General features: G+C 69.5%; 29 protein-coding genes and 2 pseudogenes. 25 read left to right on the top strand and 6 right to left on the bottom strand.

Annotated elements, in window-relative coordinates; genetic code table 11:
* Positions 1-308: 308 nt before the first annotated feature.
* Positions 309-1,148 (bottom strand): IS5 family transposase, encoded by an 840-nt coding sequence (locus OG207_RS00375; protein ID WP_329094742.1) that lies wholly within the window; start codon positions 1,146-1,148, stop codon positions 309-311.
* A 1,334-nt stretch (positions 1,149-2,482) separates the two neighbouring features.
* On the opposite strand from OG207_RS00375, the gene OG207_RS00370 reads away from it, so the two are divergent.
* From OG207_RS00370 to OG207_RS00350, 6 genes and pseudogenes are all read left to right on the top strand, one after another.
* Positions 2,483-3,058, top strand: a complete 576-nt coding sequence (locus tag OG207_RS00370; RefSeq protein WP_329094739.1) for a serine/threonine-protein kinase — start codon at positions 2,483-2,485, stop codon at positions 3,056-3,058.
* Between the two features lie 29 nt (positions 3,059-3,087).
* Positions 3,088-3,858, top strand: coding sequence for a transposase (locus tag OG207_RS00365; protein WP_329094738.1), 771 nt, complete (start codon positions 3,088-3,090; stop codon positions 3,856-3,858).
* Positions 3,859-3,930: 72 nt separating this feature from the next.
* Positions 3,931-4,524, top strand: a complete 594-nt coding sequence (locus OG207_RS00360) for a Sel1-like repeat-containing protein kinase family protein (RefSeq protein WP_329094735.1) — start codon at positions 3,931-3,933, stop codon at positions 4,522-4,524.
* A gap of 62 nt (positions 4,525-4,586) precedes the next feature.
* The gene (locus OG207_RS00355; protein WP_329094730.1) at positions 4,587-5,342 is read left to right on the top strand and encodes a transposase family protein; all 756 of its coding nucleotides are present in this window, start codon (positions 4,587-4,589) and stop codon (positions 5,340-5,342) included.
* Positions 5,343-5,357: 15 nt separating this feature from the next.
* Positions 5,358-5,591: pseudogene (locus OG207_RS43940) on the top strand (DddA-like double-stranded DNA deaminase toxin); the annotation flags it as partial.
* 14 nt (positions 5,592-5,605) lie between these two features.
* Positions 5,606-6,082: an Imm1 family immunity protein gene (locus tag OG207_RS00350; protein ID WP_329094733.1), complete on the top strand. Its 477-nt coding sequence runs from the start codon at positions 5,606-5,608 to the stop codon at positions 6,080-6,082.
* 111 nt (positions 6,083-6,193) lie between these two features.
* On the opposite strand, the gene OG207_RS00345 is transcribed toward OG207_RS00350, so the two are convergent.
* On the bottom strand, positions 6,194-6,949 hold the full coding sequence (locus tag OG207_RS00345; protein ID WP_329094730.1) for a transposase family protein: 756 nt from the start codon (positions 6,947-6,949) through the stop codon (positions 6,194-6,196).
* A gap of 123 nt (positions 6,950-7,072) precedes the next feature.
* On the opposite strand from OG207_RS00345, the gene OG207_RS00340 reads away from it, so the two are divergent.
* From OG207_RS00340 to OG207_RS43935, 3 genes are all read left to right on the top strand, one after another.
* On the top strand, positions 7,073-7,690 hold the full coding sequence (locus OG207_RS00340; protein ID WP_329094728.1) for a hypothetical protein: 618 nt from the start codon (positions 7,073-7,075) through the stop codon (positions 7,688-7,690).
* Positions 7,687-8,046: a hypothetical protein gene (locus OG207_RS00335; protein WP_329094727.1), complete on the top strand. Its 360-nt coding sequence runs from the start codon at positions 7,687-7,689 to the stop codon at positions 8,044-8,046. The genes OG207_RS00340 and OG207_RS00335 overlap by 4 nt, the downstream gene beginning before the upstream one ends.
* 1,047 nt (positions 8,047-9,093) lie before the next feature.
* Entirely contained in the window at positions 9,094-9,909 is an 816-nt protein-coding gene (locus tag OG207_RS43935) for an SDR family oxidoreductase (RefSeq protein ID WP_443072853.1), read from the top strand.
* Between the two features lie 201 nt (positions 9,910-10,110).
* Here OG207_RS43935 and OG207_RS00325 read toward each other — a convergent pair whose 3' ends face one another.
* Together OG207_RS00325 and OG207_RS00320 are read right to left on the bottom strand one after the other, a co-directional pair.
* Positions 10,111-10,377, bottom strand: a complete 267-nt coding sequence (locus OG207_RS00325; protein ID WP_329094724.1) for a hypothetical protein — start codon at positions 10,375-10,377, stop codon at positions 10,111-10,113.
* Between the two features lie 129 nt (positions 10,378-10,506).
* Positions 10,507-10,635 carry a hypothetical protein gene (locus OG207_RS00320; RefSeq protein ID WP_329094722.1) on the bottom strand — a complete coding sequence of 43 codons (129 nt, stop codon included), beginning with the start codon at positions 10,633-10,635 and terminating at the stop codon, positions 10,507-10,509.
* 307 nt (positions 10,636-10,942) lie between these two features.
* Between OG207_RS00320 and OG207_RS00315 the strand changes: the two genes are divergently transcribed.
* From OG207_RS00315 to OG207_RS00275, 9 genes are all read left to right on the top strand, one after another.
* Positions 10,943-11,221: a hypothetical protein gene (locus OG207_RS00315; protein WP_329094720.1), complete on the top strand. Its 279-nt coding sequence runs from the start codon at positions 10,943-10,945 to the stop codon at positions 11,219-11,221.
* A gap of 21 nt (positions 11,222-11,242) precedes the next feature.
* A complete protein-coding gene (locus OG207_RS00310; RefSeq protein ID WP_329094717.1) occupies positions 11,243-12,868 on the top strand; it encodes a hypothetical protein in 1,626 nt (541 codons plus the stop codon).
* A gap of 468 nt (positions 12,869-13,336) precedes the next feature.
* Positions 13,337-13,615: a hypothetical protein gene (locus OG207_RS00305; protein WP_329094716.1), complete on the top strand. Its 279-nt coding sequence runs from the start codon at positions 13,337-13,339 to the stop codon at positions 13,613-13,615.
* A 1,060-nt stretch (positions 13,616-14,675) separates the two neighbouring features.
* Entirely contained in the window at positions 14,676-15,602 is a 927-nt protein-coding gene (locus OG207_RS00300; protein WP_329094714.1) for a HEAT repeat domain-containing protein, read from the top strand.
* Between the two features lie 35 nt (positions 15,603-15,637).
* Complete coding sequence (locus OG207_RS00295; protein ID WP_329094712.1) at positions 15,638-16,327, top strand: hypothetical protein; 690 nt, start codon at positions 15,638-15,640, stop codon at positions 16,325-16,327.
* The gene (locus OG207_RS00290; RefSeq protein WP_329094711.1) at positions 16,324-16,482 is read left to right on the top strand and encodes a hypothetical protein; all 159 of its coding nucleotides are present in this window, start codon (positions 16,324-16,326) and stop codon (positions 16,480-16,482) included. Before OG207_RS00295 ends, OG207_RS00290 begins: the two co-directional genes overlap by 4 nt.
* A gap of 138 nt (positions 16,483-16,620) precedes the next feature.
* The gene (locus OG207_RS00285; protein ID WP_329094709.1) at positions 16,621-16,932 is read left to right on the top strand and encodes a DUF6247 family protein; all 312 of its coding nucleotides are present in this window, start codon (positions 16,621-16,623) and stop codon (positions 16,930-16,932) included.
* Positions 16,929-17,192, top strand: a complete 264-nt coding sequence (locus OG207_RS00280) for a hypothetical protein (protein WP_329094707.1) — start codon at positions 16,929-16,931, stop codon at positions 17,190-17,192. The genes OG207_RS00285 and OG207_RS00280 overlap by 4 nt, the downstream gene beginning before the upstream one ends.
* Before the next feature lie 37 nt (positions 17,193-17,229).
* On the top strand, positions 17,230-17,517 hold the full coding sequence (locus tag OG207_RS00275; protein ID WP_329094706.1) for a hypothetical protein: 288 nt from the start codon (positions 17,230-17,232) through the stop codon (positions 17,515-17,517).
* A 270-nt stretch (positions 17,518-17,787) separates the two neighbouring features.
* Here OG207_RS00275 and OG207_RS00270 read toward each other — a convergent pair whose 3' ends face one another.
* Positions 17,788-17,925: a hypothetical protein gene (locus OG207_RS00270; RefSeq protein WP_329094704.1), complete on the bottom strand. Its 138-nt coding sequence runs from the start codon at positions 17,923-17,925 to the stop codon at positions 17,788-17,790.
* Positions 17,926-18,276: 351 nt separating this feature from the next.
* On the opposite strand from OG207_RS00270, the gene OG207_RS00265 reads away from it, so the two are divergent.
* The 6 genes and pseudogenes from OG207_RS00265 (at position 18,277) to OG207_RS00240 (ending at position 23,188) form a co-directional block, all read left to right on the top strand.
* Positions 18,277-19,455, top strand: a complete 1,179-nt coding sequence (locus tag OG207_RS00265) for a threonine synthase (protein WP_329094702.1) — start codon at positions 18,277-18,279, stop codon at positions 19,453-19,455.
* The gene (locus OG207_RS00260) at positions 19,452-20,150 is read left to right on the top strand and encodes a helix-turn-helix transcriptional regulator (protein WP_329094700.1); all 699 of its coding nucleotides are present in this window, start codon (positions 19,452-19,454) and stop codon (positions 20,148-20,150) included. Before OG207_RS00265 ends, OG207_RS00260 begins: the two co-directional genes overlap by 4 nt.
* A gap of 55 nt (positions 20,151-20,205) precedes the next feature.
* On the top strand, positions 20,206-20,637 hold the full coding sequence (locus tag OG207_RS00255) for a RidA family protein (RefSeq protein WP_329094698.1): 432 nt from the start codon (positions 20,206-20,208) through the stop codon (positions 20,635-20,637).
* A gap of 112 nt (positions 20,638-20,749) precedes the next feature.
* Positions 20,750-21,289: pseudogene (locus OG207_RS00250) on the top strand (XRE family transcriptional regulator); the annotation flags it as partial.
* A 447-nt stretch (positions 21,290-21,736) separates the two neighbouring features.
* Positions 21,737-21,976 (top strand): chaplin, encoded by a 240-nt coding sequence (locus OG207_RS00245; protein ID WP_329107380.1) that lies wholly within the window; start codon positions 21,737-21,739, stop codon positions 21,974-21,976.
* Positions 21,977-22,540: 564 nt separating this feature from the next.
* Positions 22,541-23,188: a fasciclin domain-containing protein gene (locus OG207_RS00240; RefSeq protein ID WP_329094696.1), complete on the top strand. Its 648-nt coding sequence runs from the start codon at positions 22,541-22,543 to the stop codon at positions 23,186-23,188.
* 175 nt (positions 23,189-23,363) lie between these two features.
* Here OG207_RS00240 and OG207_RS00235 read toward each other — a convergent pair whose 3' ends face one another.
* Entirely contained in the window at positions 23,364-24,236 is an 873-nt protein-coding gene (locus tag OG207_RS00235; protein ID WP_329094694.1) for a DUF4394 domain-containing protein, read from the bottom strand.
* A 228-nt stretch (positions 24,237-24,464) separates the two neighbouring features.
* Between OG207_RS00235 and OG207_RS00230 the strand changes: the two genes are divergently transcribed.
* The gene (locus OG207_RS00230; RefSeq protein ID WP_329094692.1) at positions 24,465-25,046 is read left to right on the top strand and encodes a hypothetical protein; all 582 of its coding nucleotides are present in this window, start codon (positions 24,465-24,467) and stop codon (positions 25,044-25,046) included.
* Positions 25,047-25,240 lie beyond the last annotated feature (194 nt).

Raw genomic sequence — 25,240 nt, 5'->3', positions numbered from 1 at the left:
CGCGGCGACATGCGTAACCTTGTGCGGATCAAGGACGAGGCCGCCGAGAAGTACGGCTCGGCCAACGGGCGGATCCCGACGCTCGCCCAGGAGACCTCGACGACTGCGGCTCAGACGCCTCGACGGTCTCGGCCTCGGTCACGTTCTCACTGGTCATCGGCGCATCCTCCATGATCGGGAGTTACACCCAACGATTTACAGTTCCAAAGGAACCGCACCACCTGTCAGAAGGCGTCTTCGTTCATGATGGCGAGCACGCCGCAGCGGTCTGAGAGGGCGTTTGATCTAGGCGGATTGCCGCTTATGCCCTAGTAGGTTCCTCGCCAGGTTGGTGTGGTCTCGTCCGTTATGCGCTTGGCGAGGTTGTCGATGGAGGCGATGTGGATCATGGCTTCGGAGCTGGTGGTGAGGGTCTCGTAGTCGCGGGCCAGACGGCGGTGCATCATGATCCAGCCGATGCTCCGCTCTACCACCCAGCGTCTTTTCACCACGTGGAAGCCGCGCTTTTCGGGGTTGCGGTTGACGACTTCGACGTCGATTCCGAGGCGGGCGCCGTGCTCGATGACGGTGTTCTTGAAGCCGGCGTCGACCCAGCTTTTCGCGATGGTCGGGTAGGCGGCTTTCGCCTGATCGAGGAGGCGTATTCCCATGGCGTTCTCGGAGAGGCCGGCGCTGGCGACGGTTACGGCGAGAATGAGGCCGATTGTGTCGGTGAGGATGCCGCGCTTTCGTCCGACGATCTTCTTCGCGGCGTCGGTTCCTTGGCCGGTCAGGGGCACGTTGGTGGAGGTTTTGACGCTCTGGGTGTCGATGACCGAGGCGGTCGGCTCGGGCTTGCGGCCTTCCTTGACGCGGGCGAGACCGGTGAGGTCGTAGTTGAGTTGAGCGAAGATTCCCTCGTCGCGCCAGGCTGCGTAGTAGGCGTAGACGGTGCCGTGGCTGGGGAAGTCGTGCGGGAGGTATTTCCAGGGGATTCCCGTGCGGTTGATGTAGAGGATCGCGTTGAACACGTCCCGTAACTCGACCTTGGCCGGCTGTCCTGTGGGACGGCGTTCGAGCCGGGCATTTCGCCAGGCCGTCAGCGTAGGCTCGATCAGGGCCCATCGGGCGTCGGACAGGTCGCTGGGGTAGGGCTTGCGCTCGCTCACGGCACAGCGTGTGCATGACTGCGCCCGGAGGGTATGGTTCCGCTGGCTGTCTGGCGATTCTGGGGCGTCTTCAAACCAGACGGACTTCGAGACACGGAAGCGAACGAGACGGGCAGGTGGGTTCGTGATCCGGGTGGGGATGCACGCCTCCTACCGGGCAGAGGCTCCCAAACTGGGGCATGAACAAAGCTCGCATACCGGAAAAGCACTACGTGAACGCCCACTGAGAGGGCGGTTCGTGAGCCTTCGGGCGGTTCTGGTGTCGCCTGATGGTGTGGGTGGGGGCTGAATCCGCTGGCTCCTGGGCTCTGATCTGCTGATGTGATGACGTGACTGAATGCAAGCCGTACCCATGTCCCAAAGGATTTTCCTGTTCATTGGTCCGCTGGCGTCCACGAACCGCCAATCCTTCACGCCTACCCGTCAACAGGCCCGTGAGCTGGAGCGATCCACAGCACCATGTCCAGCATCACTTCCACCGCCCTCGCCCAACCCAGCCGGTACTGTGTGCCCGCGCACCAGGCACCGGCCAGCAGACGCCCGAACCGCTCTGACATGCGGAAATGCGTCAAGCTGCGCGCCGCTCCGCAACGCTGTTCGTCATCGTCGGCGAAGCGCGATCGCGACCCCAAACGCGGCGGCCAGCGCCGAGGCGATCCTGCCCACGGCGCCGATCGGGGCGGTCACCGACGGGTGGACCATGCACAGGTAGCGTGATGTTGAGGACCAGGACGATGACGATCCCCAACACCAGGAGCAGCACCGGATCCGTACCCGCTACAAAACGGGCGGCTGCGGCGACTGGTCGGTGGTCACGGACATGAGTGGTTGCCCTCCGCAGGACCTGCCTGCGGACTCTCCGCAGGTGGGAGTGGAGCCGTGGGGCGCCTGCGCCCGACGGCGGGCCGGACGGACAGCAAGCTGCGAGAATGGCGGCAGCTACGACCACCCCCACACAAGTGCGAATTAGCCGTTTCACTCGGCATCCGCAACATCTTGGGCAGCGGGGTTTCCTTCGCATCAGTCGCCAGCAGGGAACTCACCCGCGTCGAGGCCCTTCAAAGAACCCTTCCAAGCGCCTTGCCGCATCGGCGAGATCGCGTTTCGCCACGGCCGTAACGACCACCAGCTTCCGGGACAGCGTCGGCCTCACGCCCTGGGGTCTGCCGTTCGCGCCCGCGGCAGACTTCCCGTCCTCCCGGCTACGGGGCTGGGGTCAACAACTCCACGTCGGCGCCGCAGCCGGCCGCGATGTCCAAGCAACTGATCCCGCTCCACATCACAGCCTGCTGGTGAATTGGTCCATCGCGGGCGGGTCGCATACGGTGATCTGCATGTACAGGGGGATGGAACTGGCGGGCCGCTACCGACTCGACAGCCGGTTGGGGCACGGCGGTATGGGCGAGGTGTGGGTAGCGTCCGACCTGAGGCTGCGCCGCACCGTCGCGATCAAGATGGTTCTCGCCTCACATCTGCGCGACGACCGACTCGCCGCCCAGGTCCTGGCCCGCTTCCGCCGTGAAGGCGAGGCGGCCGCCAGGCTGAACCACCGCAACATCGCCGTCGTCCACGACCTCGGCGAGCACAAGGAGACGCAATATGACGGGCAGGTGGAAGTCTCCCCGTTCCTCGTCATGGAGTTCCTGGAAGGGCGTGATCTCGCGACGGTTCTGCGCGACGAGCACCCCGGCGGGCTTCCCCCCGAGAAGGTGCTGGAGTACGGTGCCCAGGTGTGCGACGGGCTGGCCGCCGCCCACGCGCGGAACATCGTGCACCGCGACATCAAGCCCGCCAACCTCATGCTGCTCGACGACGGCACCGTCAAGATCTGCGACTTCGGGATCGTCCAGATCCAGGACGGCACGATCGGCCTGACCACGGCCGGAGCGCTACTAAGCGTTGTCCCGTAAGTACTGGTCACGGGTGAGATGATCTTGCTGTGTCTGGTGTGATCACGGCGTCGGAGCCGTCCTGGATAGCCCCGTTCGCCGGGCTGAGCCCGCGGCAGTTCAGCAAGCTGATCACCGCGCTGCGGCGCGAGGGAGCCGACCCGGTCCGCAAGGGCCGACCCTGGAGCCTGCCACTGGAGGACCGGGTCCTGCTGGTCGCCGCGTACTGGCGCACCAACCTCACCCTGCGCCAACTCGCCCCGCTGTTCGGGGTGTCGAAGTCCGCGGCCGACCGGATCGTCGACCACCTCGGCCCGGCGCTCGCGCTCCAGCCCCGCAAGCGGTTCCGCAAGGACACCGTGCTGATCGTCGACGGCACCCTGGTCCCCACCCGGGACCACACCATCGCCGAGCAGTCGAAGAACTACCGGTACTCCACCAACCACCAGGTCGTCATCGACGCCGACACCCGGCTCGTCGTCGCGGTCGGCCGGCCACTGCCCGGCAACCGCAACGACTGCAAGGCATGGGAGCTGTCCGGAGCGAAAGACGCCGTCGGCAAGGCCACGGTGATCGCGGACGGCGGCTACCGAGGCACCGGCCTGGTCATCCCCCACCGCCGCGAACCCGGCCAGAGCGAACTCCCGGGCTGGAAAGAGGAACACAACCGCTCGCACCGCAAGGTCCGAGCCCGCGTCGAGCACGCCTTCGCCCGCATGAAGACCTGGAAGATCCTCCGCGACTGCCGCCTGAAAGGCGACGGGGTCCATCACGCCATGCTCGGCATCGCTCGCCTCCACAACCTCACGCTCGCTGGTTGACCAGGAAACGACGCTGGTCAACCAGCATGCCGTAGATCATTTACGGGACAACGCTTAGGCAGCCCTCTCTACATGGCTCCCGAGCAGCTCAGAGGCCAGACACCGACGTACTCGGCCGACCTGTACGCCCTGGGCGCCAGCCTGTATGAGCTCCTCACCGGGCGCCCCCCGTTCACCGCGGACTCCGCGTACGCCGTCATCGCCATGCACCTGTCCACAACCCCCGAACCGCCCAGCACCCACCGGCCCGCCATACCGCCCGGCATCGACACCCTCATCACCTCCCTCCTTGCCAAAGACCCCGTCGACCGTCCCCTCACTGCCAAGGAGGTCGCCGCACGCCTACGCTCGGCACACCTCGCACCTGGGCCAACCACCGGCCCTGCCGCGGATGCTCCGGAAACCGACAAGGAGCGCCACCAACGGGCCGCCGAAGCCGGAGACTCCGACGCCATGTTCAGCCTCGCGCTGTTGCTCACAGAGGCTGACCGCGCCAACGAGGCGGAAGCCTGGTATCGGAAAGCCGCCGACGCCGGAAACAACGGCGCAATGCACAACCTCGGATTCGTGCTGGAGAACACCGGCCGCACTAACGAGGCAGAAACCTGGAGCCCTTTCCAACCTGGCTGCGGTGCCGGGCTGTTAGGGGTCAAGGGCTGTACGTAACGACGAAGCTCCTGGTAGACGGGTTCTCGACCAAGATCACCCGTATCCGCCAGGAGCTTCGCGTGCTTGCCTACCCGTCCTCGATCGATCTGTCCAGCCGCACCCTGCGGCACCTGACAGGGCAGCTGGCAGCCCGGCAACGTGAGATCGGGACACGGTGGCGACGCCTGTCCGCCGGCCGTCAGGCCCTGCTCGCCCTGGCCCACCTGCGGTGCGGCGACACCTACGCCCAGCTCGCCGCCTGGTTCAGAATCGGCATCGCGACCGTGTATCGGTACATACGCGAGGCCGTCGAAGTGCTGGCCGCTCTCGCGCCGACCCTGGCCGAGGCGATGGAGACAGCGCGGAGGAAGGCGTTCGTGATCCTGGAAGGCACCCTGCTGCCGATCGACCGGACCGCCGCAGACACCCCGTACTACTCGGGCAAACACAAACGGCACGGCATGAACGTGCAGGTCCTCACCGACCCGTTCGGCCGACTGCTCTGGGCCTCGGCCGCCCTGCCCGGAGCCACCCATGACCTGACGGCCGCCCGGAGCCACGGCATCGTCGACGCGCTCGCCGCCGCGGGACTGAAATGCTGGGCAGACAAGGCGTACCAAGGCGCCGGCCGGCACATCCGAGTCCCTTTCCGGGGCCGCCGACTCAAGCGATGGAAGCGGCGCCACAACAGCAGCCACGCCAAGATCCGCTGCATCGGCGAGCAAGCCATGGCCACCCTCAAGGGCTGGCGCCTACTGCGGAAGCTCCGCTGCAGCACCAACCGGATCACCGACCTCGTCAAGGCTGTCCTCGTCCTTCACCACGCCTCAGTATGAGGATGGAAAAGGCTCAGTGACGTCGAGCAAAAATTTGCCGCAAGTATGCTCAACGCAGACGGAACCACGCGCATAGCCAGGGCAGATTTGGTGATTAACCATACAGATGGCCCATGTAGCGAGCCAGTGGGCTGCGACATGGTGCTACCGTATATCCTTAATAAGGGTCAAACGCTCACGGTTCACTTCCTTGACGACTCGGGTGTGTGGAATAGTCAGGTATATGAAGGGCTAGCCAATTTCAAATAGGAAGAGGAATAGTAATGACGGATAGCCGACTCGAGGCGCGCTACCGTAGCGTGGACATGCAGAATCCAGTTCTGCTTGCCACGGGGGCGGATGTGGATTGCCTTGTAGATGCACTACTTGCGGGGCCGGCATTCCATGATGCAGTCCACATTGTGTCGAGAGGCCGGTCTCAGAAGCCGGTAGGGTTTCCGGATCATGAACTATATGTTGGAGTGAGTCGTGATCTGCATGTGGGTGCGCTAACTCTGACCGCTCCCGAGGTCGGCAATGTTTCATCCGTAGGCGTCCCTGGTTCTCGAGGTGGTGTGGCGTACCACGTCGCCGAGCATTTGCTGGATTTTTCAGACAACTCGGAAATCCCGCTCACTCTCGTCCGCGAAGCGATCAAGGAGTTCCTTCACTCTGGAGGGAGCGTTCCGACCTGCATTGAATGGAAGCCTTTTGAAATTTCTGACGGCACAGACGGCGATCCTTGGGGCGCCTCTTCTTAGCAGTAAGGTGTGTGATGTCTAAACCCTGCTTGAAACAGTCCTGCAGTTGATCGATTCATAACAAGCGTCCGACTCTACCTTCCCCGTGGAGTTGGTGAGCCTTTTCCATCCTCATACTGAGGCGTGGTGAAGGACGAGGACAGCCTTGACGAGGTCGGTGATCCGGTTGGTGCTGCAGCGGAGCTTCCGCAGTAGGCGCCAGCCCTTGAGGGTGGCCATGGCTTGCTCGCCGATGCAGCGGATCTTGGCGTGGCTGCTGTTGTGGCGCCGCTTCCATCGCTTGAGTCGGCGGCCCCGGAAAGGGACTCGGATGTGCCGGCCGGCGCCTTGGTACGCCTTGTCTGCCCAGCATTTCAGTCCCGCGGCGGCGAGCGCGTCGACGATGCCGTGGCTCCGGGCGGCCGTCAGGTCATGGGTGGCTCCGGGCAGGGCGGCCGAGGCCCAGAGCAGTCGGCCGAACGGGTCGGTGAGGACCTGCACGTTCATGCCGTGCCGTTTGTGTTTGCCCGAGTAGTACGGGGTGTCTGCGGCGGTCCGGTCGATCGGCAGCAGGGTGCCTTCCAGGATCACGAACGCCTTCCTCCGCGCTGTCTCCATCGCCTCGGCCAGGGTCGGCGCGAGAGCGGCCAGCACTTCGACGGCCTCGCGTATGTACCGATACACGGTCGCGATGCCGATTCTGAACCAGGCGGCGAGCTGGGCGTAGGTGTCGCCGCACCGCAGGTGGGCCAGGGCGAGCAGGGCCTGACGGCCGGCGGACAGGCGTCGCCACCGTGTCCCGATCTCACGTTGCCGGGCTGCCAGCTGCCCTGTCAGGTGCCGCAGGGTGCGGCTGGACAGATCGATCGAGGACGGGTAGGCAAGCACGCGAAGCTCCTGGCGGATACGGGTGATCTTGGTCGAGAACCCGTCTACCAGGAGCTTCGTCGTTACGTACAGCCCTTGACCCCTAACAGCCCGGCACCGCAGCCAGGTTGGAAAGGGCTCCGTGTGAACGGTGTGGTGGAGCCCCCTCTGATCGCCGCTGTTCGGGCGGGGGACATGTTCTTGGTGAAGCGGCTTCTGGAGGAGGACGGGGATTACGACGAGCGGGCCGCGGCGTTCGGTGTGGCTGTCCAGGCGTTCCGAGGGGGCATTGCTCAACTGCTGCTCATGCGTGGCGCCGATGCCAGCCAGTGCGCGCCGGAGGATCTGCTCTCCCTGCGCGAGGCGGTCGATTCGGGTTCGCCCGCGCTGGTCGGGGCACTCCTGGACAACAGCATCCGGGACAGGTACCCCGCGTCCGAGCTGCTGGAGATGCGGGATCTCGCGCGAAGCTGGCACGAGATGGGGGCCGAAGCCGAACTGCGGCGCCGCACGCGCTCCCAGGACGATCTCGTCCGTACCAGGGTTCAGGACGACGAGTACTACGTAGTCGGCGAGCTCACTCTCGGCGGAATGACTGTACGGGACGGACACGGGGCGATCCTCACGGACCTGGAGAATCGGCTCGGCATCCGTGCCTCGTGGGAGGAGCTGGCGGCACCCACGCAGCCAGCCCGTACTGCTGCGCGCGTGGGGTGGCGTCGAGGCGGGGTGTCGGTGGCGGAGGAGAGCATGGGGAGATGAGCGCCGGTATCGCGTCCGAGGGCTCGCACACGGCCGTCGGCGGGTTGTGCGAGGACATCCGGGGCGCCCTCGAAGGGTGGGTGCCCGGGATGCTCGGCGTCCACGTCCACTGGTCGGTGTCGGGGCCGGCCGAGGTGGCGCGGCTGGTCGGTGCGGTCGCGGACGCCGCCGAGATCACGGTGCTTCCCGGCGACGGTGCGACCGAGCGGGCTGAGCTGCACGCGGCGGCCGCGGGATCCTCCACGGCTGCGGCGGGTCGGGCGGGGACGGATGTGCGGGCGGAGCTGGCTGGTGTTCGCGCGGGGTGCAGGCGCGCGGCGGTTGCCATCGGTCTGCGCGTTCCCGTCGCCTCCTGACCTGGGCCGCAGGGCCGCCCCTGCCCGAATTGACGGAACCCCCCTGCCCGGCGCCCCGTACGTGGGCACCTACGCCGCAGACGACCGACTACCTGTAGGCCGCCCGAGGGAGGAGCGGGGCCGCCGTCGGCGGCCCCGCTCCCGTGCGTCAGGAGCCGGTTCGCCTCACCCGCAGGGGTGATTTTCGCCCTCGCGTACGCGTAGGCGGCTTGTGCGATACGCCCTCAACTCACCCTTAAATAGCAGCTATTGCAGCAAACGGGATCTTTCGGCATGTTTCGGGCGTGGCCCGGTCCTCGGGCCGTTCGGTGCGTGAGGTGATTGACGAGTCCGCGGCGGCGGGCCGGCTGCGGGTGCGGGTGCGGGTGCGGGTGCCGGTGCCGGTGGCGGTGGCGGTGGCGGCGTGCGGTGGTGGAGGCCGCCGACCACGAGGCAGTGCGGGCGGCGCTGCGGGGGATCGAGGCCGGGGCGGCGGCGGACCGGCTGACCGAGGCCTTGGGCGTGCCGCTTCCGATCCTGCGGCCGCGGGTGACCGCCTCGGCGGTCGGCCGTCTCGTCCGTGCCGGCCTGCTGGTCTACCTCGGCGGGGACCCGCAGTTCCCCGTCGTCCATCCGGACCAGGTGGCCGCGCTGGCTCGCCGGTGGGACCTGCCCGCCGTCCTCGACCGGCACGTGCCCCTCGGCCCGGACCAGGCCGCGGTGCGCCTGGGCGTCCGCCGTACCGACTTCGATCAGGTGGTGCGGCTCGGGTGGCTGGCTCCGGTCGGCTCCACGGAGGTCGACTACAAGCGGCAGGGCGGGGTGACCACGGTCCCCCTGTACGACGCCCAGGAGATCGCGCTCCTGGAGGTGGTCCGCCCCTGCATGGACTGGCGGGCCGTGCGCACCGCCCGAGCGGGCCCCCGCTCCCCGCTCGCCGTCCTCACCCACCACCCCTCAAGATCGGAACGGCAACAGCTGCCAATGCGGACGGTACCGGTCCGCAAGGGTGATCAGTATGTGCGTGCGGCCGGGGAGACCGGCATCGGACGATGTGGAGAGACTGGCATGACGTTTCTGGTGGTGGGCGCGACCGGCACGGTCGGGCGGCAGGTTGTTGCGGCGCTGCGGGAGGCCGGTGCGCCGGTGCGGGCGCTGACCCGGCGGCCCGGGGCGGCGACGTTCGGTCCGGGCGTCGAGGTCGTCGGCGGAGATCTGACCGACGCGTCGTCGCTGGCATCGGCGCTGCACGGCGTGACCGGTGTGCACCTGATCAACTTCGGGGGCGACGACTACGCCCCGCTGGAGAACGGCAGGGATCTGGTGGCCATGATCGAGTCGGCGGGGGTGCGCCGGGCGACCATGCTTGCCGGCTGGTCGGAGTCGACTCTGGAGCCGGCCGTGCGGGCGTCGGGTCTGGCGTGGACTACGGTGTCGCCGACCGAGATCATGGCCAACGCCTTGGAGTGGGCGGACGAGGTGCGCCACGGACGGGTCGAGCGGCCGTACGGGGACTCGCGTACCGCGATGGTGCACGAGGGGGACATCGGCTCGGTGGCCGCAACGGTGCTGCTCGAGGACGGGCACGCCGGTGCGGAGTACCTGCTTACCGGCCCGGAGCGGCTCTCGATGCGGGAGAAAATCGCCACACTGGGCTCTGCGGTCGACCGGAAGGTGGAGTTCGTGGAGCTGACGCCGGACCAGGCGCGGGTATCGATGCGGGCGCAGGGCGTGCCGGAGCACATGATCGACTTCCAGCTGGAGGTGTTCGCCGACCCGCCGGCTGAGTACAACACCCCGAACGGCGTGGTCGAGAAGGTGACCGGAGGTAAGGCACGCACTTTCGCGCAGTGGGCCCAGCAGAACGCGGCCGTCTTCCGCTGAGCCTCTTTCGAGCTCGGCCTACATCCGGTCGGCTTCTTCACACAACCCGTCCACGCGACGGCGGGCGGCAAGCTCTTGCTGTTCCTGCAGTCCGACAACCACCGGCATCCACGACCTCCACGAGAGCGGCGAAACGACGATCCGAGTGGGGGAGGCCACCGCGAGCATCTCCCAGCGACGGGCGAGCGAACCGATCCGGCCTCACTCGAAGGCCAGAACCGCGTCACGGGTCCGGCACAGGTGGTAGGCCCGCGTTGCCACCGCAAGCAGCGGTCCCCAGGCGAGGATCGGGGCGTAGCAGGCCCACAAGGCCCATGCCCCCGGGCCGCTGGTGGGGAAGGCCTCACCGGTGTGGTTCAGCGGGGGAACGAAATGGAACTGGTAGTTCAGGGTGGCGTACGCGGCCAGGACGGTAGCCAGAAAGGCACCGACGCAGGCCGGGATGACGACCGCGCGGACTGGCAGCACGCGGCCGCCTGCAAAGGGAACCCAGGTGGACAGCCGTTCGCCCCAGGGCTGGACGAGCCCCAGGGCGAGCAGCGCCAGGCACTCGGCGATCAGCGAGAGCGAGAGGACGTACGGCCGTTCCCCCGGCAGTCAGTCGTGCCCGGCGTACCAGTCGGGCCAGCCGGTGACGAGCGTGATGCGCCACAGCCCCGAGGGGAGGGCGCACAAGGGGATGGCGTATGCCGTCCACTTGATGCGGCGCGGCACGTCGAGGTTCACGCTCGTGGCTCGCGTCTCGCGTCCTCCGGTGGTCCCGGCCGCCTCCCCCGAGTGGGGGAGGCGAGGGGTACCTGAGAACCGAACTGCCCCCAATCCGTGTGCGGAGCACACTAGGACCGCCCCTGTGCGGGGGCGCCGGACCGGGTAGTTCGGCGCCGTGACCATGGGCTTGGGACCATCCCTGCGTGCGCGGGCGCCGGACGACGGGGGGCCTCTGCGTAGCGGCGGGCGGTGGGACGCCCCCTGCGGGGGCGCCCGCGTTCTGGAGGGCCGCGCCTGTGCCGGATGGCGCGCTTCGACCGGCGCGTTGGAACACGCACCGCGCGCCGCCCGCGGGGGAGATGCCGCGGTCGTCCTCACCCTGCTGATCGCGCTTGTAGGGGCGGTGGAGGCCGCCGCCGTCCTGCTGCGCGAGGCAGCCGGCCTGGCCGGCAACCCGCTTCCGACGACGAAGCCGCGCACCGGTCGAGTGGTGCGCACGCCGGGCCGTGGCCTGCCCGCCGCCGGACCCGTTACCGGTGTACCGGCCCGCCCGCGCCCGGGGCAGGGTCCGCCGGACCGGCCAGGCCCGTCCCGTACGCGCTGACCCGATCCGAGGAAACTGCCGATGACGTACCCGCCTCAGCCCGAGCCGTTCTCCGAAGCCCTCGGGGAGGCCGCGCACACCGCAGTGATGGCCTACCGCCTGGTGCTGACCATCTCCGCCGCGGTCCGCCGCGCCGCCCAGAAACGCCTCACCGGCCGGGAGGAGGAACTCGGCGAGGACGCCGGGAAGATGGCACCGGGCTGGTCGGCCGACCAGCTGCGCGGCCACCTCGGCGACGACGTGATGGCTGTGCTGATGCGGGACACGGACTGGCCGCAGATGGCCCGCCACCTGGTGGGCACCCTGCAGAACGTCGCGGACCAGCGCCACTTTGGGTGGGACCAGCTACTGCTGGGCCGCGGAGGCTATGTCAGTGCCCCCTGCGATCCTTCTTCGATGATCGACGAGTACGAGAAGTTGCTGGCGGGGCTGGACGATGTGGACTGGGCCGGCCTGTCGCACGCCTACCGATCGGCGCATGACGTTCCAGGGCATATACGCGCCCTGTGCGGGAGCGACGACGAGGCGCGAAAGGAGGCGTTCAGCAGGCTATTCAGCAGCATCTTCCATCAGGGCAGCCGGTATTCGGCCTCCCCGTTCGCCGTGCCGTTCCTCGCGAGGATTGCCGTCGGGGGACCCGCGGCCGCCCGTGAGAACGCCATGTGGCTGCTCACTCGCCTGGCCGTGGACTGGCACGACGAGTACGACGTGACCACCGGTATCAACGTGGCCGGATGGCGAGCGGCCGCGGCCGAGGTCGGACCCGAGGTGTCCCTGCCGTGGTACGAGGAGCAACTGGCCGCCGAGCCGGATCCCGACAAGCGCGCAGAGCTTCAGGAGATGCGGGACTGGGTGGCCGCCGGCAACTCGCCCGACTCCCGGTGGTCGGCGCTCCAGTCATACGACGCGGTCCTCGCCGAACTCCCAAGCCTTCTCGTCCTACTCGATGATGCCGACGCCTGTCTGCGGACCCGGATCGCCTACCTCCTGGCCTGGTTCCCCGAATTCTCCGCCACCTCCTTGCCCCGCCTCCTCGCCCTCGCCACACACGAGAGGGACCCGGTCACCGCAGCCACCGCACTGCTCGCCGCCGGCCTCCTCGGACCCTTTTCCACGGCAGAGGACATCACCCCGTACCTGGACGCCGCAGACCCACTGATGCGATGGGCTGCGGCCACTGCCCTCATCCGTCTCGCCGCCCTCGACGGAGCCCCTGTCGGCCCCAGCCTGCTCAGCCGGGCTGTCACGGAGCTCACGGCAGCTGCCCGCAACCCGTTCGATCGCGTAACCGACTACTGCGGGGGCGACCTTCACGGCCACATCGAGCGCACCCTGCACTCCCTGCCCGCCGGCTCGGACCCGGCCTCCGTGCGCGAGGCGCTCGACGCGTGCCTGCCCCGCATCGTCTGGGACTACTACGGGTCCCGCACCCGCAGGGCGATCGAGGCGCTCTTCCTCGCACCGCAGCCGCACCCCACACCCCGCTATGCCGACCTGACAGCGGCGCAGCAGCAACTGCTCGGCGATCTTGCCGGCCAACGGCACCCCTGGCTCATCCGCTCGTCCGCCGACCGGCTGCGGGACCTCGGCCTTCCACACACGCAGGAAGCCCTTCAGCACTTCGTCGGAGCGCACCGCACTGCCTGAAGCCCCATGCCCCGGCCCCGGGCAGCCCGCCCGACGGATCCCCGCCCTTACCCCCAGCCCGGCCGGGCGCGCCCCCGCTGCGCTGGCCGCCCCGAGCACCGGCTCCGCCGCGGCAGCGACGCCACCGGGCATGGCGGCCGTCGCAGCGGGCACGGGGCCTGCCCGATTGCCACCGTGGCGACTTGATCAGGTGGTGCGGCTCGGGTGGCCGGCCCCGGTCGGCATGGTGGAGGTCGACTTCAAGCGGCAGCGCAGGGTGACCGCGCAGCCCCCTGCACGACGTTCAGGAAGTCACGTTCCTGGAGTAGCTGGTCCCGGCCTCCGTGGACTGGCGGCGGGCACGGGCGCGTCCTTCCGTCAGGCCGTGGGCACGGCCCGTTCGGCGGGCTCGGCGAGGGCACCGCATCGCCTGGTCGAACTACGGTCCCCGCCGACACTCTGCTGGTGACAGGGAGAGATGATGCCGCCATGCCGAACAAGCCGAAGCGCCCCCTCAGCGAGCTTCACCCGGGTGAGCCCGTCCAAGCGACCATCACCAGCCACCAGCCATGGGGCATCACAGCGAAGCTTGACGAATACGAGCCGGTCGGCGCATCCCTCGACACCATCCGCCGCGGTGGCGAGCCAGGTGTGAGGCGACTGGCTCAGGACCTCCCGCCGGTGGGAACGGTCATCGAACTGGTCGTCGGCGAAGTGCGCTCGTGGGACCACGAACCGTGGGTGTGGGTGGACCTCACGAGCATGTGACGGGACCGCGGCCAACGTAGCCTACTCACGACAATCTGAGACGCGATGCCTGCAGTAGCCCTGTCGTTCTCGCAGCCCACCGCGCTACGCCGACATCACCGCCCTGAGCTGGCACGCCGATCAGGACGACCGTCGGGCGGCCGCCCGACGCAGCGCCAGTGCGTCGGCTCCGCCGCCGCCCGCTCACTGGCGAGGCCGAGAAGGCAGCCCGCCGAGGCCTGGCCGGGACCGCCCGCGAGTCCCTGCAGCGCACCGTCCGTACCGCCGCCGCCCACGCCCACGACGATGCGGATTTCCTCGACCGGCTCCGCGACACCGGCCTCCTCGTGCGCGAGCGCCTTGGCGAGGCGGCGCCCTGGTCGGGTATGCGGTGGTGTTGCCCGGGGACCGTGCGGACCGCTGGTTCCGGCCGGTGCGGTTCGCCGGCGCGACGCTCGCCCACGACCTGTCCCTGCCCCGGGTCCGTGAGCTTCACCCCGTACGCCGCGCCTGTGGGCCGGGTGTTGGCCGAGCGCCGGATCTGGGAGGTTTCCGCACGCCTTGACCGCGCCGTAGAAGCCGACGGGGCCGGGGATGTCGCCGTGCTCGGCGACCTCCTGGCTGCGGCCTGCCGCCCGCGGGCCCGTTGCCGGCATACCGGCCCGCCCGCGCACTGCGTCAGGCTGCACCTGCCTTGGAACTGCCAGAAGAAGAGGCCCTCGAGTTCACCCAGCTCGCCACACGTCTCGAAACCGAGGCCGCCAACGGCTCTCCCGACCCCAGCAGGCTCCGACGCGGGGGTGGATCCGTCGTTGGCATCCTCAACTCTCCCGTGGTCAGCTGAGCCCTGGGAAGCGTGCTCGCTGCGTACACCGGGACGGTGCTTCCGGGCCTACCTCCCGCGTAAGACCACAACCCAAAATGACCACGGGGTGAGGCTCAAGAGGAAACGCTTTCGGCCCACCCCGTGGCACTACGCACTCCCCATCAGAGAACTGCGGCATGTGCATCGAGCCTGCGCTCAGGCGCCGCTACACCGGCTGCGTCCGCTGCCTCCCGTTTCTGGGCCGATACTTCTCGCATGGGGGATCACGACACCGTCCGGGTACGTCTCCGCGCCGCTCTGTGCGCCGACGACCCGTGGACTGCGCTGTACGCGCTGCACTCGCCGAACACCGACCGGCCCGGCCCTCTCGCCGAGGCGGTCGAGGAGCTGTACCGATCGGAGACGGACCACACGGCCTTCCGCCCCTACCTCACCTGGTTCCTGCGAAGCCTCGGTGAGCCGGGCGACGCGGTGCTGCTGCGGTTGTTGGCCATGCCCGGGCTCGCCGGCGACGACGGCAAGGACCTCCTGAGGACCGCTGTGCTGCGCGGGCTGCGACTGCCCGCCGAGCTCCTGCGCACCTACGTGCAGGACGCCCCTGCATCCAGTGGGGGCAATGCCGGAACCGGCGGCTCGCCCGCCCCCGAGCTCGTCGACGCCATGGGGCTCTCCGGCGACCCGTCTTTCGCGCCGCTCCTCGGCGCCCTCCTAGAGGACTCCGCGGCGCCGCGCGGCCGTGCCGCGCTCGCGCTGGGCCGCCTCGGTGCCCGCGCGTGGACGGCGCCAATCGCCGGGAGACTGTCCGAGGTGACCGGACTCGACCACACCGCGTTCACCGTCGCCCTGGAGCTGATGGGCGATCCCGCCGCAGTACCGCACCTGCTTCGATGGCTGGCCGAGAGCGCCGAGGAACGCGTGTACGACGTCCACCACGCACTCGTACGGCTCACCGGCCGCGACCCGCTTTTGCCGGAGCGGGCAAGCGGAGCGGCGTACGCGGCGGCCGTGCGCGCCGCCTGGGCCGACGGCCGCATCGAGCGCGCGCCGCAGCGGTGCGGGACCTCGTTGTCGAGTCCAGCGCGCGGGCCCGGTTCTCTGTCGACGAAGGCGCCGGCCGGATCCGCGTCGCCTTCGACCCACCGTCGCCCGGCTCCTCCTGGCCGCGCTGGGACCGGTGCCTGACGTTCGACCGAAAACCGCTGTACCGGGTCGGCTCGTTGTGCGACACGTGCGAGCTGGGCCTGACCTTGCTGGACTGGCCGGACGACGAGGCTGCCCGGATCGCGGCCCGCATGCGCGGGCGGCTGACTGACCTGGATCGGCTCGACACCGCGCTGCTCGCCGAATGGAGCCCCGTACTCGGCGAGTTGGAGACCGGCCACTACCGCGCCCTCCTCCTCGATCTCCCCCTGGAACGGGTGGCCGAGCCGACCCGGTCGTGGTGGTACCGCCGTGCGGCAGCCCGGTCGGAGGCGGACGGCGACGACGGCGACCGCCCCGAGTACGACCGCCCCGGGGACTACTGGCCCGGCGTCGCGCACTTCCAGCTCACCGCGCCCGTTCCGGGAGGCCGGGTGCCGTTCACCTATGGCGCCTTCCTGCCCTCGCAGCCGCCGGAAGCGCTCGACCCGGCGGCCGTCGCCCGGCACGCGACCGCTGTAGCGGCGGGGGAGCGGCCCGCCGCGGTGGTTCTCGGCTGGATCGACGACCGGTACGTGGACGCCCTGCACGAGGAGCGGTGGCTGGTCGGCGCGATCCTGGACGGTCATCACCGGCTTGCCGCATACGCGGCCGCAGGCGTGCCGGCCCGGGTGCTCCTGCTCGCCCGCGTGGGCGAGGGAAGCGGCGCGGACGGCGGCCTGGAGGGGCTGGCGGAGGTGGCCGCAGCGTACGGCTGCCGGGAGTGACGGCTGCGCAGCAGGCAGGCAGGAAACGGGCGAGGCCCCGTATCCATCCGGCCGCCGACCTGCCGGTCGACGCCGAGGGCCTGGACTCCGACGACCTCTCATGGACGCTGGTCGGCGCCCTGCGCCGCGCGGAAGCGGCGAAGAGCCCCGCGTGAAGGTGCTGTTCCGCCCCGTTTGCTGCCGCGCCCGCGGCGCCGCAGCAAACGGGCCCCGGGCTGCGGCATCCGTCCGGACCTCCCCGGCCTGGGCCACGGCGCCCTACCGTGACGGGTAGCACCTGCGAGGAGGAGCCGATGAGCGCCGAGCCCGACCACACACCTGCCACCGCCGCCCCGTACGCGCCCGCACCCGGCGCCGCGGCCGAACTCCTGGCCCAGCTCCGCGCGGACCGGCGTGCCGAGCAGTGGGTGCCAGCCTTCGAGCGGGACTGGACGAAGGCGCTTGAAGACGCCCGCCACGCGTTCAGCCTCACCCCCCTGCACGAGGTGGTCCGCACCTGGCAGCTGCGCGTGGCCGCGGCCCCGGACGTCGATGCCTTCATGGACTCCGGCCAGGACGACGCCGACTTCGTGGACCTGGAAGATGTCCTCGGCGGCCGCCCGTGACCGGAGAACAGCCGTGGGCGGTGCGCCTGTCCCCGCAGGCCGCTAAGACCCTCGCCGAGCTCCCCGAACCGGCCCGGGAGACGGTCCGCGACGTCCTCGATATCGCGGTGCGCGCCCCGTGGGGCTGGCCGCAGTGGAACGCCGGCGACCCGGAGGGCGAGAACGTCCGCGCCGCGTCCGTGGGCCGGCTCTCCGTCGTCTACATGGCGAACCGCCTCACCCGGCGGCTGTCCGTGCTGGGCATCGTCTGGCTGGGCTAGGCCGGATCGTCGCTGTGCCGGACGACCGGTGTCGGCGGTGGCTTGTCGCGGGCTGATGCTGGCCTGCTCCTGCGACGTCGTCGGCGCCGCGCGCCGGAACATTGGTCGCGACCTCGGACTCGGACACGAGGAACACCCGCTGCTCGGCCACCGGGTTCGCGACATCGCCTCCGGCACCGAGGGCGAACTGATGGCCGTCGTCCTCGAGGAAGTCGCCACCCACACCGGACCGCGCTGGACCCGCCGCGCCTACATCCGCCCCAAAGCCGGCGGCCGCGAACTACCGACCGCCCTGGACAACATCGAACCCCTCGGAACGCCCTGACCGCGCCGGGACCGCCCTCGGCTACGAAGGCGCCGCCCTTCCGATTGCGGAGTCCTCGCCGACCAGGCCATGGCCATCGGCAACCGGCCGGCCCTGTGGCTGCTGAACACCGTCTTCGGCAAACCCCACGCCGCGGCGACCACACCACTGCTCGCGGGCTCCTCGCCAGGGCCAGCGCATCTTCGACCAGACCGGGTCCCACGAGATGAGGAGCGGGACGCACACCGCTTTGGGAAACTCCATCCGTTCCCCGGGTCTGCCCGGGCTGGCTCAGGCCCCGACCAGCGGGCGCGCTTCTCGGCGGCGTGGGGGAGCCGCGACGTCCTCGACACCACCCTCGTCCAACCCGCCCTCGTTGCCGAGGTCAGTGCCGACCACGCCATCGACCACGGCGGCGTCTACCGCCACCCCTCCGCTTCCAGCGGCTGCGCCTGGACGTGACCACGCAGCACGTCCCACGGTTTGGGGCGGGAGGGGGGAGGGCCGCCGCCGGGGTGCGTCACTGAAGCGCCCAGTGGGGTCCGGAGTATCACAGTGCTGCAGGTCAGGGGCTACTTCGTTGGCTTTTCCGCGAGTGCTACTGGGATCCCGGCGGCTGCGACGCCTCGGCCGCGGGGTCTTCGAGCGCCCGGTGGCGCCCGACTGTGATTAGATCTATTGTCTATGTTTAGATAGTGCGTCTAGTGTGGGGGTGGCAGGACGCCCTGCTCGTAGGACCCCAGCGACAGCACGTCGACCAATGGAAAGCCGGAGACGCCCATGAACGTGGAACATCACTCGGCCGCCGCCGACCTCTACGACCGGTCCGGGGAGCGCTACCGCCTGGACGACCCCCGATGGCGGGGCGAAGACGGCAGCCCTCTCGCAGTCAGTGCGCTGCCGGGCCTGCGTCCCGAGCAGATCGACACCGGCGAACGGTCCCTGTGGCGCTACCACGCTGCCCTGCCTGTGCCCGCCGCCCGCCGGGTGAGCCTGGGTGAGGGGTGTACGCCGATGATCCCGCTCGACTGGGCCGGCCGGCGTGTCCACTTCAAGCTGGAGTGGTTCAACCCGACCTCCAGCTTCAAGGACCGGGGCGTATCGGTGATGATGTCTCACCTCGCAGCGCACGGCGCCACCCGCGTACTGGAGGACAGTTCGGGCAACGGCGGTTCTGCGGTGGCCGCCTACGCAGCCGCCGCCGGTATCCGCGCCAAGATCATCGTTCCCGCCGCCACCTCGGCAGCCAAGATCCTCCAGGCCCGCGCCTACGGAGCAGAGATCGAGCTCGTCGGCGGCACCCGTGACGAGGTCTCGGACGAGGCGATCCGCCAGTCGGAGCAGATCCCCTACGCCAGCCACAACTGGCACCCCATGTTCATCCAGGGCGCCAAGACCATCGCCTACGAGATGTGGGAGTCTCTCGGCTTCGCCGCGCCCGACAACGTGGTCCTCGTGGCCGGGGCCGGCAGCAACATCATTGGATGCGACCTCGCGTTCGGTGAACTGCTCGACGCCGGCCAGATCGACAGGCGCCCGCGCCTGTTCGTCGGGCAGCCCGAACACTGGGCGACCATCGCCGACACGTTCAACGGCATCGACCCGGCCAGCCGAGGCGAGCGGATGCCGACCATCGCCGAGGGCGCATCCATCGCCCACCCGGTCCGGCTGCCCGAGGCAGTGGCGGCCATCCGCCGCTCCGACGGCGCCGCCTACGCCGTACCCGAGACGGAAATCCACGCCGCGGTCCGCGCACTGAGCGCGCGAGGCTTGTACGCCGAGCCGACCAGCAGCGTCGCCGCGGCAACCCTCGACCACTTCATCGCGACCGGAAAGATCGCTCCGGACGAGACGACCGTGGTCGTGCTCACCGGTGCGGGGCTGAAGTCCGCCGAAAAGATGGCCGCGGTGTTCGCCGGACACAGCGACGGCGCTCCGGGACCGGGCAGCGCTCGATGACACACCCCACCGGCCGCCTGCCGGACGGCACCAGCGCTGGCCAGCCCGCCGTACCCGAAGACGACCGCGACGTACCGGAGGACGAGCACCTCCTACGGGAAGCGGAACGCATCGCTGTCGCCGTCGGGCGTATGTTCCCCGGTTTGTGCGAGGTCGTCCTGCACGATCTGCGCCGGCCCGACAACGCCATCCGCGTCATCGAGAACAACCTGTCCGGACGGCAGGTCGGCGACTCCGCCACCGAACTGGGCTTGCGCCGCATCGCGGACCCCGACTACCCCAGCGTCATCCAGAACTACAGCAACCAGTTCCCCGATGGACGCCCGGCCAAGAGCACCTCGATCGGCATCAAGAACGCCGAGGGCCGTTACGTCGCCGCCCTGTGCCTGAACCTGGACATCAGCGCACTGTCCCCGCTGGCCATGGTCATGGCCAACCTCGTCGCCACGGATGTCGAACACCAAGGTGAGGCCCTGGAGACACTGCGTGACCGCAGCGGACGCGAACTCCGATCGACCATCGACGCCTACGCGGCAGAGCGCTCCAGCACCCCGCGTGGTCTCAACCGTGACCAGAAGCGCGAGCTGGTGCGACAGCTGCATCGCGAAGGCTTCTTCGAGACCCGGAGTTCCGCACAGCTCATCGCCGACCAGCTCGGTGTCTCACGGGCGACCGTCTACAACTACACGAAGTAGCCGTACCGAGGAGCGCCCTCAAAACCGGCCGCGACATGCCCCAGGAAGAGCATCCATGACCAACTCGACGCACCGGACGATCGAATCCAGCACCATCCGCCTGGCCAACAGCACCGCCATGACCGCCCCACTCGGCCACTACTCGCACGTAGCGGTCCACAACGGCGTCGCCCACATATCCGGCCAGCTCCCGCTCCACCCGGACGGCACCCCCGCAGCGGACGAGCCATTCGACACCCAGGTGCGGATGGTCCTGCGCAACCTCGACAACTGCCTGGCCGCGGCCGGCACGGATCGTGACCACTTGATCTCCGTGACCGTCTATGTCACTGACATCGCCCAGTGGCCCGAGTTCGACACGGTCTATGCCGAATGGCTCGGCTCGTACCGGCCCGCCCGCGCGGTCGCCGGCGTGAGCAGCCTGCACTACGGTGCCGCCGTCGAGGTCCAGGCAATCGCGGCTGTGGGCACAGGGAGCCAGGAATGACCGAGCACGCGGCGAACGCCGCCGGATCGAAGGTCTACGTGCTGACCACAGGTGGCAGCATCGACAAGATCTACACCCTCCAAGGTGAAATGGAGATCGGGCCACCCGCCGCGCGAAGGCAGCCGACACCTCCGACGACCTCGACACCCGCGTGTGGGTCCGCGGCCGCGCTGCGATCGCGCTGGGCTACGAAGGCGCCGCCCTCCCGGTCGCGGACGTCTTCGCCGACCAGGCCATCGCCCTCAGCAACCGCCCCTTCCTGGGCCTGCTGAACGCCCTGCTCGGCAAGGCCCACGCCGCCGCGCTCCGCGGCGATCACACCACCGCACGCTCCCTGCTCGCCGAGGGCCGGCGGATCTTCGACCGGGCCGGCTCGCACGAGCAGACCTCCGACTACGCCGTCCCCCACTGGCGCCTCAACGTCTTCATCTCCCTGCTCGCCGCCCGCCTCGGTGACGAGGCCACGGCCGTCGCCGCTCAGGACGCCGCGACGGCGGAGCTCCCCGCGACCCTGCCGCGGTTCGCGACCCACCTGCAACTGCACCGCGGGCTGATGATCGCCCCTGCCGGCGACACTGCCGCCGGCACCGCGCACGCCCGCGCGGCGCTGGACGTCCTTCCGCCGGAGAAACATTCCCTGACCCTGCGCCTGCCGACTGCGGGCAGGACCCGGCTGCCGTCACACGTTGCCGGTTTCCGTCCCCGGTCGGCAGCATCCAGCCGGGACTTGGCCGGCCAGGCCGCCGTGGGGCGAGCACCCTTGCCGCCCTACACCCTGACCGCCTACCCGGCCCCCCGCCGGGTCTGGGCGCGGCCCCGACCCGGCCCTCCCCCCGGCCGGTCGGGGCCCTTGTGTCCTTCCGCGCGGCAGCAGCGTTTTGCCGCGCAGCCGCGGCGATCAGGTCGGGTGGAGGGGAAGGTGCTGCGTCAAGCGGCACGGCGCGCCGTGCCTCGTTCGGGGGAACCAGGCTGTGGTGGCCAAGCTGGTGGGCGGGCTGCGGCGAAGACGGCGTGTGCGGGGATGCCGGGAGGTCTCGTTCCCGCGCCGGCGGTGCGGGGTCTCCGCAGAGCCGAGGCACCTTTTCGGGAGGTAGTTGACATGGTTCGTGTGCGACGAGTTCTGGCGGTGGTACTGGTGGTCGGTGCGGTCGTGGTCGGCGGTGCGTCGGCGGCATCCGCTGACGCGGGCGCGCAGGGTGTGGCCGGGTACTCGCCGGGCGTGGGCTCGGGCAACCTGATCCAGGTGCCCATCCACATCCCGGTGAACGCCTGCGGCAACACCGTCAGCATCATTGGGCTGCTGAACCCGGCATTCGGCAACACCTGCGTCAATGCCTGATCCGGCACCACCTCGAAGGCCCCCGGTCCGCGCAGCCGAGTAGACGCGGCGGTGTGGACCGGTGACCCGCCGGATGCAGGACTGGGGCGCGTCTCGGGCGCACCCCCTGTGAGCCGTCGGGTTGGCTGTGGGTGGCTGTCGGCTCAGCCACCCACAGTGCCTCTCGCCGGGACGCGCTGATCACCAGGTGTGTGGGGCTTCGGGCCGAACCGCGGTGTTCGCGTTCGACCTCTGAAAGCGCCGGAATCGAGCAGGCCACTCGTTTGGGTGTCCGGCCAATCCGCCAGGTGGATGCTGCCGAACCCGGCGTGTGAACCAGGTCCGCAGCCCCCTGCCCCGCGCCGCCCTCGGCGGGGCGGCAGGCGTTGCAGCCGCTGTGATGGTGCTGGCTGTGACGGAGCTGGTTTGCCGGTCTGGTGCGGCTGGCCGCCGGGGCGAACAGGGCCGGAGCAGGCGCGGCTCGTCATCGCACCTGGCGCGGCCCACCACGAAACGCCGGTCCGGCAGCACCACCCCTGAATCCCACATGACAGACCGACAGAAGCTCAAGGGGAGCAACTGATCATGAACACCCTGAAGATCCGCCGTACTGCGATCGCCGTTGCCGCAGCCGCCCTGCTGCCGTTCACCCTTGCCGCGTGCTCAGACTCCGGTGACACCAAGGCCGCGCCTCCCGCGGCTGCCGGGGACCAGGCCAAGACTGGTGAGAGCACCCCGGCGGAGGAGTCGATGACCGGTGACAAGCCGTTCGGGGCGGCGTGTGCCGGTGTCCCGAAGGAGGGCGCGGGCTCGTTCGACGGCATGGCCAAGGACCCGGTCGCCACCGCCGCCTCGAACAACCCGGCCCTGTCCACCCTCGTTGCCGCGGTCAAGCAGGCCGGCCTCGTCGACACCCTGAACAACGCGAAGGACATCACGGTCTTCGCCCCGACCAACGACGCCTTCGCGAAGATTCCGAAGGCCGACCTCGACAAGGTCCTCGCGGACAAGGAGCAGCTGACCAAGATCCTCACCTACCACGTGGTCGGTCAGAAGCTCAGCCCGAAGCAGCTGGAGAACGGCAGCTTCGAGACACTGCAGAAGGGCATGGTCAACACCTCGGGCTCCGGCGAGGCCTACATGGTCAATGACACCTCGAACGTGGTCTGCGGCAATGTGAAGACAGCCAACGCGAATGTCTACATCGTCGACACCGTCCTGATGCCGAAGTAGTCGGCACACACGGCGACGGGAAACGGCCGGTGGCCCCGCCCTCCGAGTGGGCGGGGCCACCGGCCTGTCCGGGTGACATCACCGCGCGGTGATGTCCTGCCGGGCCCGGCCCTGGCGGTGCCCCGTCGTCGCCACGGGAGCAGCGTGCGGGCAGGACCCGGCAGGGGTTCGGTGGCTACTTCTGGTTGATGGGCAGGGCGAGGTCGATGACCTGGTATCGGGTCGAGAAGGCGCCCTTGTCGGTTGCCTTGCCAGTCAGGACATCGACCGCGTAGAGGCGGTAGGTGCCGGTCGTGCCGATGGCGGCGAAGCCGCGGTTCACCCCGGTGGCCGGGCTGTAGTGGATGTCGAACCCTGAGTCCAGGTCGGCGTTGACGCCGAGCATTCCGGTGGGGGAGAGGGTTCCGGCGTTCGCGGGGGACTGTAGAGAGATTCGGTCGGCCATCGTGTCCAGGTCGAACAGAGTGGTGGCCGTCGCAGCGTTCAGGTCGTTGTTGGTGTAGGCGGCGCCGGTGACACCCATCGCGGTCGACGGCGGCATGGTGGGGTTGGTCAGGGTGCCGTCGACGGTCGTCGTCAGCGGGGCGGCGGGGTCGTCGATGTTGTGGCGCAGGTTCTGGCCGGTGTTGGAGATGACCCGGAGCCGGTTCGCGGCCGGGTTGAAGTCCACGCCGAACGCGGTCCCGGCCAGCGCCACAGTCAGCTGCGACACCTTCACCGCCCGCGCGTTCGTAGTGTTCAGGGTGTAGACGCCGCCCCGGTCGCCTACGCCGTACAGCTTCTCGTTCTGTACCCGGAAGTCGATGCCGACCAGCTTCGTGTCGCCGGACAGACCCGAGACCCTGCCCAGCGACCAGGTCTTGGACGGCTTGTTCACATCGAACTCGACCAGGCGCTGATCTCCGGTCAGACCGATCGCGCTCAGGCCGCCCTTGCCCTCCATCGCGGGCAGGGTCTGCGGCGGGGTGTCACTGGCGGCGAGCGCGGGCGCCGCGCACAGGGCGGCCAGTACGACGGCGGTAGCGGCGGGGGTGGAGTGGTATCGCATGGGTACTCCCGGATCGGATGCATCGGCCGGGTCGGCCGACGTCTCGTCCCGGGTTCGTCACCGAGTTCACGCCAGACAGGTCCAGGCGCCGCAGGCCACTCGCATGGCTCACACAAGACGGCCCTGGTTACTCCAGCCGGGCTGCCCGCCGACTTCCGAAGCGCCCCAGCCCCAGGCCGGTCGTCGTTTGACCCGCAGCCGTCCCCGGGGTCCGCTCAGTCACCGCTCGTGGCCTGGCTTCTGGCCCGCGACAAGATCGGAGTACCCACCGGACCGACGCTCGCCACGCTGGTGCTGGCCGGGGCCGGCGGCGCCGCGCACCGGTTCCGCCTTGATGACCCGTGGCTCACCCTGGCCGACGATGCCGGCGGCGAGGACGCGTTTCCGGCTGGGCCACGGACGAGGACGCCGAAGCGGTGGCCGCCCTGGCGGCCGGGGAGTTCGCTGCGTCGGCTGATTGCGCCCGGTACCGGCCCGTTGGCGGCGCCGGGGGAGGTGCGGGTGATCGACCGGTTCCGGTCGGGGTCGGGGGTCCTGCGCCTGACGCTGGCCTGGCCCGCCGGCCTGCGCGGCACCGCCGCCCCGGGGCCGGCGGGCGGGGTGGTTCGCCACGGGGTTGCGTACGTGGGTCCGGGTGAGTCCTGCGTGTGTGCGCGGCACGGCTGCGGTGGCGTGGTCCCGGTGTCCTGGTGCGCCGAGCACGGCGACGCGGTGGGGCCGGTGTTGGAGTGGCACCCCGGAGGCGGGATCCGCTGCACCGACCTGTCCCGCGCACGCGGCCTCGCGGCCGCCCGGGGTCGGGCAGACTGACCGGCACGACGGATGACGAGAAGGCCGACGTCCTGCGCGAGGGCATCGAGGACTACCTGAGCGAGGTCGACGCCGAGGACTTGGACTCGGATGACCTGGCGTGGTCCCTAGTGGATGACCTGCGCCGTGCGGAAGTGGCGAAGAGCCCCGTGAAGGTGCCGCTGCCGACCTCGTTTGCTCCCGCGCCCGCGGCG

It is taken from the genome of Streptomyces sp. NBC_01439, from assembly GCF_036227605.1.
Lineage (GTDB): Bacteria > Actinomycetota > Actinomycetes > Streptomycetales > Streptomycetaceae > Streptomyces.
This window is presented reverse-complemented; position numbering and strand designations above follow the sequence as displayed.